Here is a 14,303-nt window from a genome sequence, read left to right as displayed (position 1 = left end):
AGGTCCCGTGGACGAGCGGTACGACGCGGTCGCCGAGACGATCCGGATCGAGGGGACGCGGATTCTCGCGACCCTGATCCGGACCGTCGGCAACGTCCAGCTTGCCGAGGACGCGGTCCAGGAGGCGGCGTTGGCGGCGCTCGGTGCGTGGCCGGTGACCGGCGTACCGCCCGAGCCGCGCGCCTGGCTGACCGTGACCGCCCGACGGAAGGCGATCGACATCATCCGCCGCGAGCAGGCTCGCGGCACGAAGGAACGCGACGGCGCGGACCTGATCGAGCTGAGCAAGCGTGAGGTCGAGACGGACGAGGTCGTAGATGACGACCTGCTGCGGCTGATCTTCACCTGCTGCCACCCGTCGCTGTCTCCGCCGACCCGAGTGGCTCTCGCGCTCCGCACGCTCTGCGGCCTGTCACCCGCACAGATCGCCGGCGTTCTGCTGACGACCGAGGTCGCCACAACGAAGCGGCTGGTCCGCGCGCGGCAGAAGATCGCCGCCGCGCGCATCCCGTACCGTGTTCCGGCCGAGGCCGAGCTACCCGAACGGCTGCCCGCGGTCTGCGCCGTCATCCACAGCCTCTACACCGCAGGTCACGCGCCATCCGAGGGCGAAGCGGCGTACGACGTCGACCTGTGTGCTGAGGCGATCCGGCTGGCTGAGCTCCTGCACTCCCTCCTCCCCGACCAGCCGACACCGACCGCGGTGCTGGCGCTCCTGCTCCTCACCGAGGCGCGTCGACCGGCGCGCGTCGATGACTCCGGCGAAGTGGTGACACTCGACCTACAGGACCGCTCGCTGTGGGATCAGGACCTGATCAGCCGCGGCGTCGCGCTCCTCAACGACTCGCTGGAGCGGTCCGAGCGGCAGGCCGATGCCTACCAGTTGCAGGCCGCGATCGCGGCCGAACACGCGCGCGTACCCAGCTACACCGCGACCGACTGGCGCGAGATCGTCCGGCTGTACGACCTGCTGGTCGAGGTCTCCCCCAGCCCCGCCGCCGAACTCGCCCGCGTCGTCGCGATCGCGGAAACCGGTCACGTCGACACGGCCCTCGAGCTGCTCGACGAGATCCCGGGAAGCTCACGCAAACACGCAGTACGCGCCGAACTCCTCGCCCGCAGCTCCCGCTACGCCGAAGCCGTCGCAGAGCTGGACCAGGCGCTGGCCGGCGCGCCGCCTGACCACCCCGAGCGCGCACATCGGGAACGCCGCCGAGCCCTGTTCGACGCGAAGTCCGCGACGAACACCTGACCAGCTGTCGGCAGCCGGGTCAGTCCTCGTCGGTCCAGTTGCCGCGTTCGCTGTTGAAGATCGACTTCGCGCCGGAGGAGGGTGGCGGCGCCGGCCGGGAAGGCTGGCTGGTGCTCGTCGCCGTGACCGGCGCGTACGCTCCGCCGACCTCCTGCGCCGAGTCCATCCCGATCGGGCCGGTGCCGTCGTCGTCGGAGTCCTCGTCGCCCTGGAGTACGTCGACGCTCGCGGAGGCTCGCAGTCCGGTGCGCTGGATGACGCGCTGAATGGTGAGGTCGCGGTCGTCGGGCCGACTGACCCACTTGATCTCGCGGAAGCCCTGGTCCTGCGCGGCGGATTCGAAGACGAAGTGGCCGTAGCCGAGCATCCGCCCGATGATCGGCTTCTGCAGTGTGATGTCGAGGACCCGGGCGATCGGGGTGGTCGCGACGGTCTGGGAGAAGACGCCGCGGATCCGCATGACCCGCATGTTCGTGACCACGAAGCGGTCGCGATGCTGGGTGAGGAATTGCCAGAAGGCATGACTGAGCAGCACCAGGACGATCGCCAGCAGCACCGGCTGCCCGCCGATCGAGGTGGTGGCCATCGTGAGCAGCAGCGCCGCCGCGAGCACGACCTCGAGCATCGGCACCGTGAACACCACCCAGTGGTGCCGCACCTCGTCGATGACGACTTCGCCCTCGTCCGAGATCAGATGGCGCCGGACCTTCGGGTCGAAGATCCGGAACAGGCCTATTCCGGCCATCCGCTCACTCCCCTGTCACGCTGTTGTGTGACTCCGTACGACTCAAGTGTCCCGCACGACGACGCGCAACGGGACACAAGAGACGGCAGATCAGCTGAACAGCGCCGTCAGGAAGGTGATGACGCTTCCGAACGCGTCACCAACGGCCGAGAACGCGCCCCCTACCGCTCCGGCGGCGTTGGCCGGCTGAGTGAACAGATAGAAGCCGGCAAAGGCGATGAGCGACCAGATCAACAGCTTCTTCGGCATGTCGCCACTCCTTGTTCCTAACCACTCGGTCGACTGTGTTTTGAGTTTGTATCACGGACCGTGACCAATTGTCACTGACTGAACACAGCCCACCTCACAATCCTCACCAGCTACAAGGTCCATTCTGTAACGGATCCGGGGGCACGGCAGCCATCGGCGCGCCGCCCTGAGACGCAGATCGCCGTACCCGGCGGAAATCCTGTCGCATTTGCCCGAAATCGGGACAACTTCCGGTGAACGAAAGCAAAAGACACGATGTGACACAACGTGGTCGATTGTTCCACGGCGAGACAAGTGTCACAAAGCGGCGATCAACTCGTCGGCTGCCGAATAGGGGTCTGTGCCGCCGTCCGCGACCTTTGCCGCGAGTACGTCGAGTCGTGCGTCGCCGTGCAGGTGCGCGAACCGGGCCCGCAGCGCCGTCGTCGCGATCGCCTCGATCTCGTCCCGCGCGCGACTGCGGCGACGCTCGGTCAGTACCCCGTTCCCACGCATCCACTCCAGCCGGTCCTCGATCGCCTGCACCACCTCGGCGACACCTTCGTTGCGGGAAGCGACCGTCTTGAGGATCGGCGGCGACCAGGCGCCCTCGGGCCGCTCGGCCAGCGCCAGCATCGACCGCAGGTCCCGGGTGACCGACTGGACGCCGTCGCGGTCCGCCTTGTTCACCACGTAGATGTCGCCGACCTCGAGGATCCCGGCCTTGGCCGCCTGGATGCCGTCGCCCATTCCCGGCGCCAGCAGGACCAGCGTCGTGTCGGCCATCCCGGCGATCTCGACCTCGGACTGCCCGACTCCGACCGTCTCCACCAGCACCACGTCGAACCCTGCCGCGTCCAGCACCCGCAGCGCCTGCGGCGTCGACCACGACAGCCCGCCGAGATGCCCGCGGGACGCCATCGACCGGATGAACACCCCGCGGTCGGTCGCATGGTCCTGCATCCGCACCCGGTCCCCGAGCAGCGCACCCCCGGAGAACGGCGACGACGGGTCCACCGCGAGTACGCCGACCCGCTTCCCGGTCTCGCGGTACGCCGAGACCAGGGCCGACGTCGACGTCGACTTGCCGACGCCTGGCGAGCCGGTGATGCCGACAATGTGCGCGTGACCGGCGTACGGCGCCAGCTCCGCCATCACCTCGCGCAACAGCGGGGACTCGTCCTCGACCAGTGAGATCAGCCGAGCGACGGCCCGGGAGTCGCCCTCCCGGGCCCGCTCGACCAGCTCACCGACAGGCGCCGTACGTCGTGGCATCAGCTCTCGATCAGCTCTAGATCACTTCTGGGGAACGCGGACGATCAGTGCGTCGCCCTGACCGCCGCCGCCGCACAAGGCCGCCGCACCCACGCCGCCGCCGCGCCGGCCGAGCTCGAGGGCCAGGTGCAGCACGAGGCGCGCGCCGGACATCCCGATCGGGTGGCCGAGCGCGATCGCGCCGCCGTTCACGTTCACCTTGTCGTCGCTGACCTGCAGCTCACGCGCGGACGCGATCCCGACCGCCGCGAAGGCCTCGTTGATCTCGATCAGGTCGAGGTCCGCGGGCTGGATGCCTTCCTTCGCGCATGCCTTGACGATCGCGTTGGCCGGCTGGCTCTGCAGCGACGAGTCCGGTCCGGCGACCGAGCCGTGCGCGCCGATCTCGGCGATCCAGCTGAGTCCGAGTTCCTCGGCCTTCGCCTTGCTCATCACGACGACCGCACAACCGCCGTCGGAGATCTGCGACGCCGAACCGGCCGTGATCGTGCCGTCCTTGCCGAACGCCGGCCGCAGCTTGCCCAGCACCTCGACCGACGTGTCACCGCGAACACCTTCGTCGCTGTCCACCACGACCGGGTCGCCCTTGCGCTGCGGCACCTCGACCGGCACGACCTCGTCGGCGAAGAGGCCGTTCTTCCAGGCCTCGGCGGCGCGCTGGTGCGAACGGGCGCTGAACTCGTCCTGCTCCTCGCGGCTCAGCTTCTGGCGCTCGTTGTTCGCCTGGTCGGTGAGCGCGCCCATGGCCTGGTCGGTGAACGCGTCCCACAACCCGTCGTACGCCATCGAGTCGACCAGCGCGGTGTCGCCGTACTTGATGCCCTCGCGGGACTTCGGCAGCAGGTGCGGCGCGTTCGTCATCGACTCCATGCCGCCGGCGACGACGATGTCGTACTCACCGGCGCGGATCAGCTGGTCGGCGAGCGCGATCGCGTTCAGCCCGGACAGGCAGACCTTGTTGATCGTGATGGCCGGAATGTCCATCGGGATGCCGCCCTTGACCGCGGCCTGGCGGGCGGTGATCTGACCGCCGCCGGCCTGCAGGACCTGGCCCATGATGACGTACTCGACCTGGTCCGGCGCGACACCGGCCTTCTCGAGTGCGCCCTTGATCGCGAACCCGCCGAGCTCTGCTCCGGTGAAGCCCTTGAGGCCACCCAGCAACCGCCCGATCGGGGTCCGTGCACCGGCGACGATGACGCTGTGGTTCCGCGTGTCAGACATGCCGTCACGATACCTGCGACCGCACTGGTACGCCGCTGCTCGCGCACGTCAGACGGGTCACACAGGTGGTGTCAGGTGAGCCACTTTCGATGGTCTGCCGCCGCGACCTGCGCCAGGCTGACGGGATGGATCAGCTGTTCGACGCGATCGACCACGTCGGCATCGCGGTGCCCGACTTCGACGAGGCCGTCCGGTACTACGCCGACGTGTTCGGCATGACCGTGGCGCACGAGGAGATCAACGAGGAGCAGGGCGTCCGGGAGGCGATGCTCTCGGTCGGCGACTCGGGCTCCTCGATCCAGTTGCTGGCGCCGCTGTCGGACGCCTCGCCGATCGCGAAGTTCCTCGACCAGCGCGGCCCCGGCATCCAGCAGCTCGCGTACCGGGTCCGCGATCTCGACGCGGTCTCGAACATCCTCCGCGACCGCGGCGCCCGCCTCCTGTACGACGAGCCGAAACGCGGCACCGCCGGCTCCCGCGTCAACTTCATCCACCCGAAGTCGGCCGGCGGAGTCCTGGTCGAACTCGTGGAGCCATCAACCTCGCACTAGGCGATGGGTCACCAGACAGGACCTAGCTGTGACGGCGCGCTGTTCGACTCTCCCCGGCGTCGTCGGCGGACTACGCTGTTCGGGTGCTGAAGGACAGCGCCACCGACTCCTTGCACGGTGCGCCGGCCGGATTCCTGCACGACGCCTTTGTCCACGTGTCGGACGAGGAGTTCGTGCAGCGCTCGGCTGCGTTCGTGCGGGAGGGTCTGGCGGCGGGGGAAACCATCGTGGCCGTGCTGCCGCCGGAGCGCACCGCCGTACTGCGCGACGCTCTCGGACCGATCCACCATGAGGTCCGTTTCACCGACATGACCGTTGCCGGGGGCAACCCGGCGCGGCTGATCCCGTACTGGCGGGGCGTCATCGAGAAGCATCCCGGCCCGGTGCGCGGGCTCTGCGAGCCGGCGTACCCGGGCCGGAGCGCGGCGGCGTACGACGAGGTGCTGCTGCACGAGGCGCTGTCCGACATCGCGTTCTCCCAGGACCGGGCATTCCGGCTGTACTGCGCGTACGAGGCGTCCGTCGGCATCGACCCGACCGTGACGCATTCCGGCGCGGAAGCCCTTGCGGAGAAGGAGTTCCGGACTGCGCTCGACGACGTACCGGACCGGGCCGAGCGGTGGGAGTTCGGGCCTGACGAGCTGGGGCAGATCCGGCAGTGGCTGAGTGGACAGGCCGCCTCGCACGGCGTGTCCAGGGACCGGCTCGAGGACCTGTCGCTGGCGTTGCACGAGGTCTGCACGAACAGCATCCGGTTCGGCGGCGGGCGCGGACGGCTGGCGGTGTGGATCGCCGACGGCACGCTGATCTGCGACGTACTGGACTGCGGGCGGATCGACGACCTGCTCGTCGGACGGGTGCTGCCGCCGCTGGACGGGCTCGGCGGGCGAGGCGTCTGGCTCGCCAACCAGCTGTGCGACCTGGCGCAGTTGCGGTCCGGGGACGACTTCACCCAGGTACGGCTCCACACGCGACTGCGGTGACCTCGAGGCGATAAGACCCGATAAGACCACTGACAACGGTGGACTGGAAAAGTGACGGTCGTCTCAACCGTCGCTCGCTGTGTTACAGCGCACAGCCACGGGCGCATACTCAACGGTAAGTTCCGCTCACCGATTTGTTACGGGACCGCCGCTGCAGGAGGTACTTTCGTGAAGCAGATCCTTGAGGCGATCCTCTCCGGCGACAACGCCGCCGTCGGAGAGCTCGACGTACCGGAGCATTACCGCGGAATCACCGTCCATGCCGACGAGGCCGCGATGTTCGACGGGCTGGACAGCAAGGAGAAGGATCCGCGCAAGAGTCTGCACCTCGACGACGTACCGACGCCCGAGCTCGGGCCGGGTGAGGCGCTGGTCGCGGTGATGGCCAGCGCGATCAACTACAACACCGTCTGGACGTCGATCTTCGAGCCGGTGTCGACCTTCTCGTTCCTGAAGCGGTACGGGAAGCTGTCGCCGCTGACGGCCCGGCACGACCTGCCGTACCACGTGGTCGGCTCCGACCTGGCAGGCGTCGTACTGCGGACCGGCCCGGGCGTGAATGCCTGGAAGCCGGGCGACGAGGTGGTCGCGCACTGCCTGTCGGTCGAGCTGGAGTCGCCGGACGGGCACAACGACACGATGCTCGACTCCGAGCAGCGGATCTGGGGATTCGAGACGAACTTCGGCGGTCTCGCCGAGATCGCGCTGGTGAAGTCGAACCAGCTGATGCCGAAGCCGGCCCACCTGACGTGGGAGGAAGCTGCGTCGCCGGGGCTGGTGAACAGTACGGCGTACCGGCAGCTGGTGTCCGCGAACGGCGCGAACATGAAGCAGGGCGACGTGGTGCTGGTCTGGGGCGCGTCCGGCGGTCTGGGGTCGTACGCGACGCAGTTCGCGCTGAACGGCGGGGCGATCCCGGTGTGCGTGGTGTCGTCGCCGGAGAAGGCGGAGCTCTGCCGGGCGATGGGCGCCGAGCTGATCATCGACCGGACGGCGGAGGGGTACAAGTTCTGGAAGGACGAGCACACCCAGGACCAGAAGGAGTGGAAGCGGTTCGGGGCGCGGATCCGGGAGCTGACCGGCGGGGACGACCCGGACATCGTGTTCGAGCACCCGGGGCGGGAGACGTTCGGGGCGTCGGTGTACGTCGCCCGCAAGGGCGGGACGATCGTGACGTGCGCGTCGACGTCCGGGTTCATGCACGAGTACGACAACCGGTACCTGTGGATGAACCTGAAACGGATCATCGGTTCTCACTTCGCTAACTACCGCGAGGCCTGGGAGGCCAACCGGCTGATCGCCAAGGGCATGGTGCACCCGACGGTCAGCAAGGTCTACCCGCTCGAGGACACCGCGCAGGCGGCGTACGACGTCCACCGCAACCTGCACCAGGGCAAGGTCGGCGTCCTCACCCTGGCCCCCACCGAAGGCCTCGGGGTCCGCGACCCAGCCCTGCGCGAGCAGCACCTGGCCGCCATCAATCGCTTCCGCAACAGGTAGTTGCCGCCGACTCCCGATTGGCTGGTTTCGAGTCGGTTCTGACAGGCTTAAGGTGGGGGATTCACACTGAGCCGCCAGAAGGGAACCTCGGGAGAATGCCTGACGAGTCGAGCCTGCCGTTCTTCGACCGCACGGCGACTGCGGCCGGGGGCTTCCCGGTCAGTCGCCGAGGGTACGACAAGCAGGCCGTGGACGACTATGTCCGCGCGCTGGAGATGCAACTCGTCGAGGCACGCAACCGCGCCGACGAGCTGCAGCAGAGTGTCGCGCCGATGCAGCACGAGCTCGCGGAGACCCGGCGCCAGCTCGAGGCCAGCGCCAACCCGTCGTACGCCGGGCTCGGCGACCGGGCCGCGCAGATCCTCCGGCTCGCGCAGGACCAGGCGTCCGAGGCCCTCGAGGAAGCCAAGCGTGAGGCGGAGGAGCTCCGCGCGAACGCGGCCAAGGAGGCTGCCGCGGCGCGGGCGACCGGCGAGCGTGAGGCCGAGGACATCCGGACCGTCGCGCTGAACGAGGCGGACAGCATGCGCCGTACCGCCGAGGGCGACGCGGCCGAGCTGCGGCGTACGGCGGAGACCGAGGCGGCCGAGGTACTGCAGGCGGCCCGGCGGAAGGCGGAGCAGCTGCAGCTGACCGCCGAGTCGCAGGCGAGCACGCTGAAGAACGGCGCGCTGCACGAGGCCGAGAAGATCCGGACCGCGATCCAGCGCGAGTCGGCGGCGCTGCGGGCGCGGCTGGCGGACGAGCGCGAGCAGCAGGCCAAGGAGCTGGCCGACAAGCACCAGCAGATCGCGGCCGACACCGAGAACCTGACCTCCCAGATGAAAGAGGCCGCCGAGGCGTCCGAGCGCCGCGTGGCCGAGGCGACCGAGCAGGCCCGCAAGATCCGCGCCGAGGCGGAAGAGTCGGCCGAGCGGACGCTCGCGCGTGCCCGCCGGGAGGCCGAGCAGCTGCTGACCACCGCGCGCACCCGCGCCGAGGCCGAGCTGGCGAACGCTGCCGACGAGGCGGAGCGGTCCCGGACCGTCGTCGCCCGCGAGACCGAGCGCCTGGCGAAGCGCCGCGACGGCATCCTCACCCAGATCGCCGGCCTGAACGAGATCGCCAGCAACATCGCCCGCCAGGCCGCCGAGCTCGACTCGGAGACCGCCGCGGGGCCCTACGTGAACCCGTTCGCCCGGCCCACCGAGTCGCACCAGCCTCCGGCCGGTGCGTTGGGGCAGGGCGTCGGCAGCCCCTTCGCCTCCGAGTCCTCGACCCCGTACCCCACCGGCCCCAGCTCAGCTCCGTCCGACCCAGCTCCGTCCGACCCAGCTCCGTCCGACCCAGCTCCGGCCGGCTCGGCTCCGGCCGGCTCGGCTCCGGCCGGCTCGGCTCCGGCCGGCTCGGCTCCGGCCGGCTCGGCTCCGGCCGGCTCGGGTCCGGCCGGCTCGGGTCCGGCCGGCTCGGGTCCGGCCGGCTCGGGTCCGGCCGGCTCGGGTTCGGCTCCGGCCGGGGCAGGTACGGCGGCTGACTCGGGCGCGGCCGCGGACTTCGGGGATGGCGGGAACCCGTTCCCGGCGACGACGCCGGCCGACAACCCGTTCCCGGGGGCGACGCCGGCCGCGGGATCCTCGCGCGAGTCGTCGTACGACACCGAGGGACCGTTCACCGGTTCCAGCCCGTTCGTCGGCATCGGCGCCGGGGACGCCCGCGTCGACGAGACCCGGATCGACACCGGCCTGCGCATCGACCCGAAGGACGCCGGCGACCTCGCCGGCCAGACCAGCAAGACCGCCGGCGGCCCGGCCGACCCTGCTGCCAACCCTGCTGCCGGCCGTACTGCCGACGCCGCGGATCTCGCCGAGCCTGCCGACATCGCCAATTCGCCCGACCTGGCCGACACGGCCGGGTCCGGGGATTCGGGCGATGACGAGGAGCCGAAGGACTCGACGATGGTGGACGAGTTCCGGCTGGGTGACCTCGCGAGCGAGGAGACTCGGGTCCAGACGCGGCGCTCCGGCTCGGCGAAGTCCTCCGACGACGAGTCGCCCGCGGACGACGAGAAGACCGATGCGGCCACCTCGCGCGCGCGATCCCCGAAGGACAAGATGTGACGCCATCCGGCGACGACACCTCCACAGCGACCCCCGACAAGGACCTTGCCGACGCCACGCGCGAAGCGAAGTCCGCCGCCGCGGAAGCTCAGGCCGCCGCCGACAAGAGCAAACAGTCCGCAACCGACGCAGCCGACGAGGCTGCTGCTGCCGCCGCGCAGGCGGACGACAAGGACACCAACTTCGCGGACGAACTGCTGATCGAAGAGCGGCACCCGTCGGTCGGGATGGGTACCCCGGGTCCGCCGCTGCGCCGGGGGAACCCGTTCACGTTCGGGTTCTTCGCGGCGCTCGGCGTACTCGTCGCACTGGGTCTGTGGAACGCGGCCGGCCAGGCCCGCTCGGTCCTGATCCTGCTGCTGGTCTCGATGTTCATCGCGGTCGGCCTGAACCCGCTGGTCGAGTGGTTCATGCGCCGCGGACTGAAGCGCGGCCTGTCCGTCGGCGTGGTGTTCCTGCTGATGATCCTCGCGGTCGCCGGCGTCGCCGTCGCGATCGTCCCGGTGGTCTCGGATCAGATCAACAGCCTGATCAAGAACGCTCCCGAGTGGCTCGACCTGCTGACCAAGTCGAAGACGCTCAACGAGCTGGACAACAAGTACCACTTCATCCAGAAGGCGCAGGACTACATCCAGGACCCGGCGCTGGCGCAACGTGCGTTCGGCGGGATCCTCGGCGTCGGCAAGGTGGTCGCGGGCGCGCTGTTCAACACGTTCACGATCCTGGTGCTGACGCTGTACTTCCTCGCCTCGCTCCCCTCGGTCAAGCGGGCGGCGTACAGCCTGGTCCCCAACACCCGCCGTACCCGTGTCTCGATCCTCGGCGACGAGGTCCTCGGCCGGGTCGGCGGCTACGTCAGCGGCCAGTTCCTGGTGGCGCTGACCGCCGGCGTGATGATGTTCATCTTCCTGGAGATCGTCGGGCTGCGGGAGTACGCTGTGGCGCTGGCGATCGTGGTGATGTTCTGTGACTTCATCCCGATGGTCGGGGGCCTGATCGGCGTCGTCGTGGTCTCGCTGATCGGCTTCACCGGCGGCGTCGGGATCGGCATCGCCTGCCTGATCTACGGCGTCATCTACCAGCAGGTCGAGAACTACTTCGTGGCGCCGCGCATCATGCGCCGGGCCGTCGACATCCCCGGCGCCGTCACCGTCATCGCCGCCCTGCTCGGCGGCGCCCTCCTCGGCGTGGTCGGCGCCCTCCTGGCCATCCCGTCGGCCGCCGCCATCCTCCTCATCATCCGAGAAGTCTGGGTCCGCAAAGCCGACGCCTCATAACTGCGTGACGTCGAGGATGAAGTGTTGGGCGGGGGTCAGGCGGTTGTAGGTGTTGAGGCGGATGTAGGTCTGTTGGTCGAGCTGCTGGGGTAGGTGGCGTCGGGCGAAGTAGGAGTGCAGGGCTCGGCGGGGGTTGTCGGTGCGGTTCTGGGTGCCGCCGTGCCAGAGGTGGCTGTTGAAGATGACGACGGTGCCGGCTTGGCCGGTCAGTTGGATCTGGTCGGGGTGGTCGGCGGCCGGGTCGAGCATCTCGTCGCCGGGCATGGTGCCGCGGCGGTGGGAGCCGGGGACTACGCGGGTGGCGCCGTTCTCGGGCGTGAAGTCGTCGAGGAGCCAGATCGAGTTGCAGACCTCGTACTCGCCCGGCTGGACGGGATGCCCGAAGTCCGCATGCAGGCCCTGGTGCCCTTCACCGGGGAGGGCCGCGCGGCTGTTGAGGGACGAGAGTTTGAACTCGCCCAGCACGTGCCGCATGGCGGCCAGCACCCGCGGGTGGCTGAAGCACACCTCGAACCTCGGATCCTTGTTCACCAGATCCGCCAACCGGTCCGTACCCCGCTCCTGATGCACCTCGAGGCCGGCCCGATCGCCCTCGGCCGCGGTCAGTTCGGCCAGCCGTTCGTTGATCGCGGCCACCTCCTCCGCCGTGAGAATCCCCTGCAGTGGAAGGAATCCGTCGCGGTCGAGCTGGTCCTTCTCGTCCTGCGTGAGTACGTCGTCGGTGACGCCGAGATCGCGTAGTGCGGTCGCCATATCCATCGGAGTGCTCCTTCACAAGATGCACGAATCGATGCCAGCATCGTTGCGACGTACCTGGGAAACAATGCAGGAGGCGACAGGGCTTATGCACAAATCGCCACGGCTGCTAGGAGCCGGCGTACACACGGCCGCGCCCGGCAAGGACTATCCGCACCACGCGCACACGTCGTGGGAGCTCGTGTACTACGTCCGCGGGCGGATCACCTGCCCCGTCGGCGACGAGACGTACGACGCCACTCCCGGCACCGTGCTCCTCACCCCACCGCACACCTGGCACGCCGAGCAGAGCCGCACCGGGTACGCGAACCGTTTCCTCCAGGTCGACGCCGCAACCACCCACCCGTGGCCGCGACTGTGCTACGACGACACCGACCACACCCTGCGCCGGGTCTTCGACGCACTGGTCCGGGAAACCGATGGCGAACTCCGCTCGCTGCTCCTCGCCGAACTGGACCTCCGCCTGCGGCGCGCCACCGCCCCACCCAGAACTCCTGCCGAACAACTGGTCACCCAAGCCGAACAGCTCTTCGAGGAACGCTTCGCGACCGGCCTCCGCATCACGCAGGTAGCAGCCGACCTCGGCATCTCCCCGTCCGGCCTCCGAACCGCGTTCGCCCGCCTCCGCAACACCAGCCCACAGGCCGCGCTCCAAGCAGTCCGCCTACGCCACGCCCTCGCTCACATCCGCAACTCCACCCTCCCCCTCCAAGCCATTGCCGACATCACCGGCTACCACTCGGTCAGCCACCTCACCCGCCACATCAAGTCCGCCACCGGCTCACCCCCCGGAGCCCTCCGCCCCTAAGTTCGCATCCGAACTGCGAGTCAGTCGGCGAAGGCGTCGGCGACGGTGGTGAGGGTGATGTTGTGGTCCTTGATCGACTGGTGGATTTCTGGGTCGGTGACCATTGCCTGGTCCGAGAGGCGGTACTCCTCGGCCCAGCGGTAGGTGTAGGAACCGGGCCGGTGGATTGCTGCTAGCTCCGGTTCGGCGGCTGCGCAGTGAGTGACGAGCAGGTGGACGCCGGGCGTCAGTTTGTCCAAGTACTCGAGCAGCCAGGGCTTCTTGTCGGCGGCGTCGCGGTCGCTCAACGTCTCGATCGACGCGAACCGTTTCGACTCCTCCGGCCCGTAGATGAACGGCTTCCCGAGCGCCGCCGAAACCTCGTCGTACGCCGCCGGCGCTGCCTGACCCATGTGTACGTCGAGATACTCGAGCGTCAGCCCTTCCGCCGCGAACTTCGCCGCCTGCGCCGACAACTCCCGTACTGCGTCCGCGTGACTGACCGCAGCCTCGGCCTCCTCGACCGTACGCCGGAACGTGCCGTCCTCCCCCACCAACGACGTACCGTCCGTCAGCGGCCGCCATCGAAGGAAGTCCCACTCACACGTCAGCGTCTGATGCACGCCCACCGGGATCGCGAACTCGCGCGCCAACGCGGCCGCCTCCGTGAACCACGGACACGCCGCCATCGTCGACGCCTGCGTCACGATCCCCTCGCGAAACGCCTGCACGGTCCCCACGTTGACCGCATGACACATCCCGAAGTCGTCACCCTGAACAACCAGCCGGACTTCACTCACGCCTACTCCCACCATCCGCCGACAGAGCCACCACCGACCGTACGACCAAACGCCGACAGATCCCCTACGGTCCGGCGAGTTTGGTGACCTCCGGGGACTGATTGGTGTGGAAGGCGCACGCACGGGGGTACGACGCCAGGCAGCCGCGAGTCGTCATCAGCGCGGTGTAGTAGTCGATGTACCGGAACCCGTACGTCTCGCCGCGGGCGAAGGCCTGGTGCCGGATCGCGGACACCCAGCGGTAGAACGCCTCGTCGGAGATCGGGACGTACAGCGACGGCGTGAAGCCCTCCATGTCCTCCCAGTTCTCCGCGTGCAGGAACGAGCGCACACCGTGCCGCGGCAGTGCGGCGAGCTTCTCGGCCAGTTCGGCGTACGGCGTGATGGCGGCGAAGTCGTCCGCTGGATCGATCGGCAGGCCGGCGAGGAAGCGGGCGCGCTCGGCCAGCACAGCGGTGTGTTCGTGATCGCGGTGGATCGAGTGCTTCCAGTGCGTGATGATCGTGTCGGGCTGCTTCTCGCGGATGATCTGGGCGAGCTGCAGGGCCACGTCGTCGGTGTCCGGGAGGAAGCCGTCGCTGTGGTCGAGCACCACGAAGTCCGCGCCGATCGCCTCTGCGAACGCCGTACCCTCAGCGATCTTCTGCTTCTTGTAGTCGGCCGGCGTCATCCGCGGGTGACCGCGCTCCCCCGGCGTCAGCGCGACGATCGTCGCCGACGCACCCTCCAGGACGAGCTTGGCCAGCGTCGGCCCGGCGGTCAGGTCCATATCGCCGATGTGCGCCCCGATGGCGAGCACTGATCTGGTCACAACTGTCTCCTCATTTCA

General features: G+C 69.0%; 14 protein-coding genes. 7 read left to right on the top strand and 7 right to left on the bottom strand.

The features are described 5' to 3' along the window. Positions 1-7 precede the first annotated feature (7 nt). Positions 8-1,252, top strand: a complete 1,245-nt coding sequence (locus tag EV651_RS38485) for an RNA polymerase sigma factor (protein WP_133790679.1) — start codon at positions 8-10, stop codon at positions 1,250-1,252. A gap of 19 nt (positions 1,253-1,271) precedes the next feature. Here the strand turns inward: EV651_RS38485 and EV651_RS38480 are convergent, their stop codons facing one another. The 4 genes from EV651_RS38480 to EV651_RS38470 all read right to left on the bottom strand — a co-directional run bounded on the left by EV651_RS38480 (position 1,272) and on the right by EV651_RS38470 (position 4,724). Further along, positions 1,272-1,997: a PH domain-containing protein gene (locus EV651_RS38480; RefSeq protein ID WP_133790676.1), complete on the bottom strand. Its 726-nt coding sequence runs from the start codon at positions 1,995-1,997 to the stop codon at positions 1,272-1,274. Between the two features lie 90 nt (positions 1,998-2,087). After that, positions 2,088-2,246, bottom strand: a complete 159-nt coding sequence (locus EV651_RS41705; protein WP_165546737.1) for a hypothetical protein — start codon at positions 2,244-2,246, stop codon at positions 2,088-2,090. A 297-nt stretch (positions 2,247-2,543) separates the two neighbouring features. Further along, on the bottom strand, positions 2,544-3,500 hold the full coding sequence (gene meaB, locus EV651_RS38475) for a methylmalonyl Co-A mutase-associated GTPase MeaB (RefSeq protein ID WP_133790674.1): 957 nt from the start codon (positions 3,498-3,500) through the stop codon (positions 2,544-2,546). Between the two features lie 21 nt (positions 3,501-3,521). After that, positions 3,522-4,724 (bottom strand): acetyl-CoA C-acetyltransferase, encoded by a 1,203-nt coding sequence (locus EV651_RS38470; RefSeq protein ID WP_133790672.1) that lies wholly within the window; start codon positions 4,722-4,724, stop codon positions 3,522-3,524. Between the two features lie 125 nt (positions 4,725-4,849). Between EV651_RS38470 and mce the strand changes: the two genes are divergently transcribed. The 5 genes from mce to EV651_RS38445 all read left to right on the top strand — a co-directional run bounded on the left by mce (position 4,850) and on the right by EV651_RS38445 (position 11,131). Beyond that, positions 4,850-5,275, top strand: coding sequence for a methylmalonyl-CoA epimerase (mce, locus tag EV651_RS38465; RefSeq protein WP_133790670.1), 426 nt, complete (start codon positions 4,850-4,852; stop codon positions 5,273-5,275). Positions 5,276-5,358: 83 nt separating this feature from the next. Further along, positions 5,359-6,258: a sensor histidine kinase gene (locus EV651_RS38460; protein ID WP_133790668.1), complete on the top strand. Its 900-nt coding sequence runs from the start codon at positions 5,359-5,361 to the stop codon at positions 6,256-6,258. Positions 6,259-6,426: 168 nt separating this feature from the next. Next, positions 6,427-7,758, top strand: coding sequence for a crotonyl-CoA carboxylase/reductase (gene ccrA / locus EV651_RS38455; RefSeq protein WP_202870716.1), 1,332 nt, complete (start codon positions 6,427-6,429; stop codon positions 7,756-7,758). A gap of 95 nt (positions 7,759-7,853) precedes the next feature. Next, positions 7,854-9,854 carry a transposase gene (locus tag EV651_RS38450; protein ID WP_133790666.1) on the top strand — a complete coding sequence of 667 codons (2,001 nt, stop codon included), beginning with the start codon at positions 7,854-7,856 and terminating at the stop codon, positions 9,852-9,854. Beyond that, positions 9,851-11,131 carry an AI-2E family transporter gene (locus EV651_RS38445; protein WP_133790664.1) on the top strand — a complete coding sequence of 427 codons (1,281 nt, stop codon included), beginning with the start codon at positions 9,851-9,853 and terminating at the stop codon, positions 11,129-11,131. Before EV651_RS38450 ends, EV651_RS38445 begins: the two co-directional genes overlap by 4 nt. Here EV651_RS38445 and EV651_RS38440 read toward each other — a convergent pair. After that, a complete protein-coding gene (locus EV651_RS38440) occupies positions 11,126-11,890 on the bottom strand; it encodes a phytanoyl-CoA dioxygenase family protein (RefSeq protein ID WP_133790662.1) in 765 nt (254 codons plus the stop codon). The two genes, EV651_RS38445 and EV651_RS38440, sit on opposite strands and share 6 nt — an antisense overlap. 85 nt (positions 11,891-11,975) lie before the next feature. On the opposite strand from EV651_RS38440, the gene EV651_RS38435 reads away from it, so the two are divergent. Next, positions 11,976-12,695 carry an AraC family transcriptional regulator gene (locus EV651_RS38435; RefSeq protein WP_166658932.1) on the top strand — a complete coding sequence of 240 codons (720 nt, stop codon included), beginning with the start codon at positions 11,976-11,978 and terminating at the stop codon, positions 12,693-12,695. 20 nt (positions 12,696-12,715) lie between these two features. Here EV651_RS38435 and EV651_RS38430 read toward each other — a convergent pair whose 3' ends face one another. Both EV651_RS38430 and EV651_RS38425 read right to left on the bottom strand, forming a co-directional pair. After that, positions 12,716-13,474 (bottom strand): carbohydrate deacetylase, encoded by a 759-nt coding sequence (locus EV651_RS38430; RefSeq protein WP_166658931.1) that lies wholly within the window; start codon positions 13,472-13,474, stop codon positions 12,716-12,718. Between the two features lie 64 nt (positions 13,475-13,538). Continuing rightward, positions 13,539-14,285, bottom strand: a complete 747-nt coding sequence (locus tag EV651_RS38425; protein WP_133790655.1) for a PIG-L deacetylase family protein — start codon at positions 14,283-14,285, stop codon at positions 13,539-13,541. Between the last annotated feature and the right edge of the window lie 18 nt (positions 14,286-14,303).

The sequence above is a fragment of the Kribbella sp. VKM Ac-2571 genome (assembly GCF_004362255.1).
GTDB classification, from domain to species: domain Bacteria; phylum Actinomycetota; class Actinomycetes; order Propionibacteriales; family Kribbellaceae; genus Kribbella; species Kribbella pratensis.
Note: the sequence above shows the minus strand (reverse complement) of the source record. Positions and strands in the feature narration are given on the sequence as shown.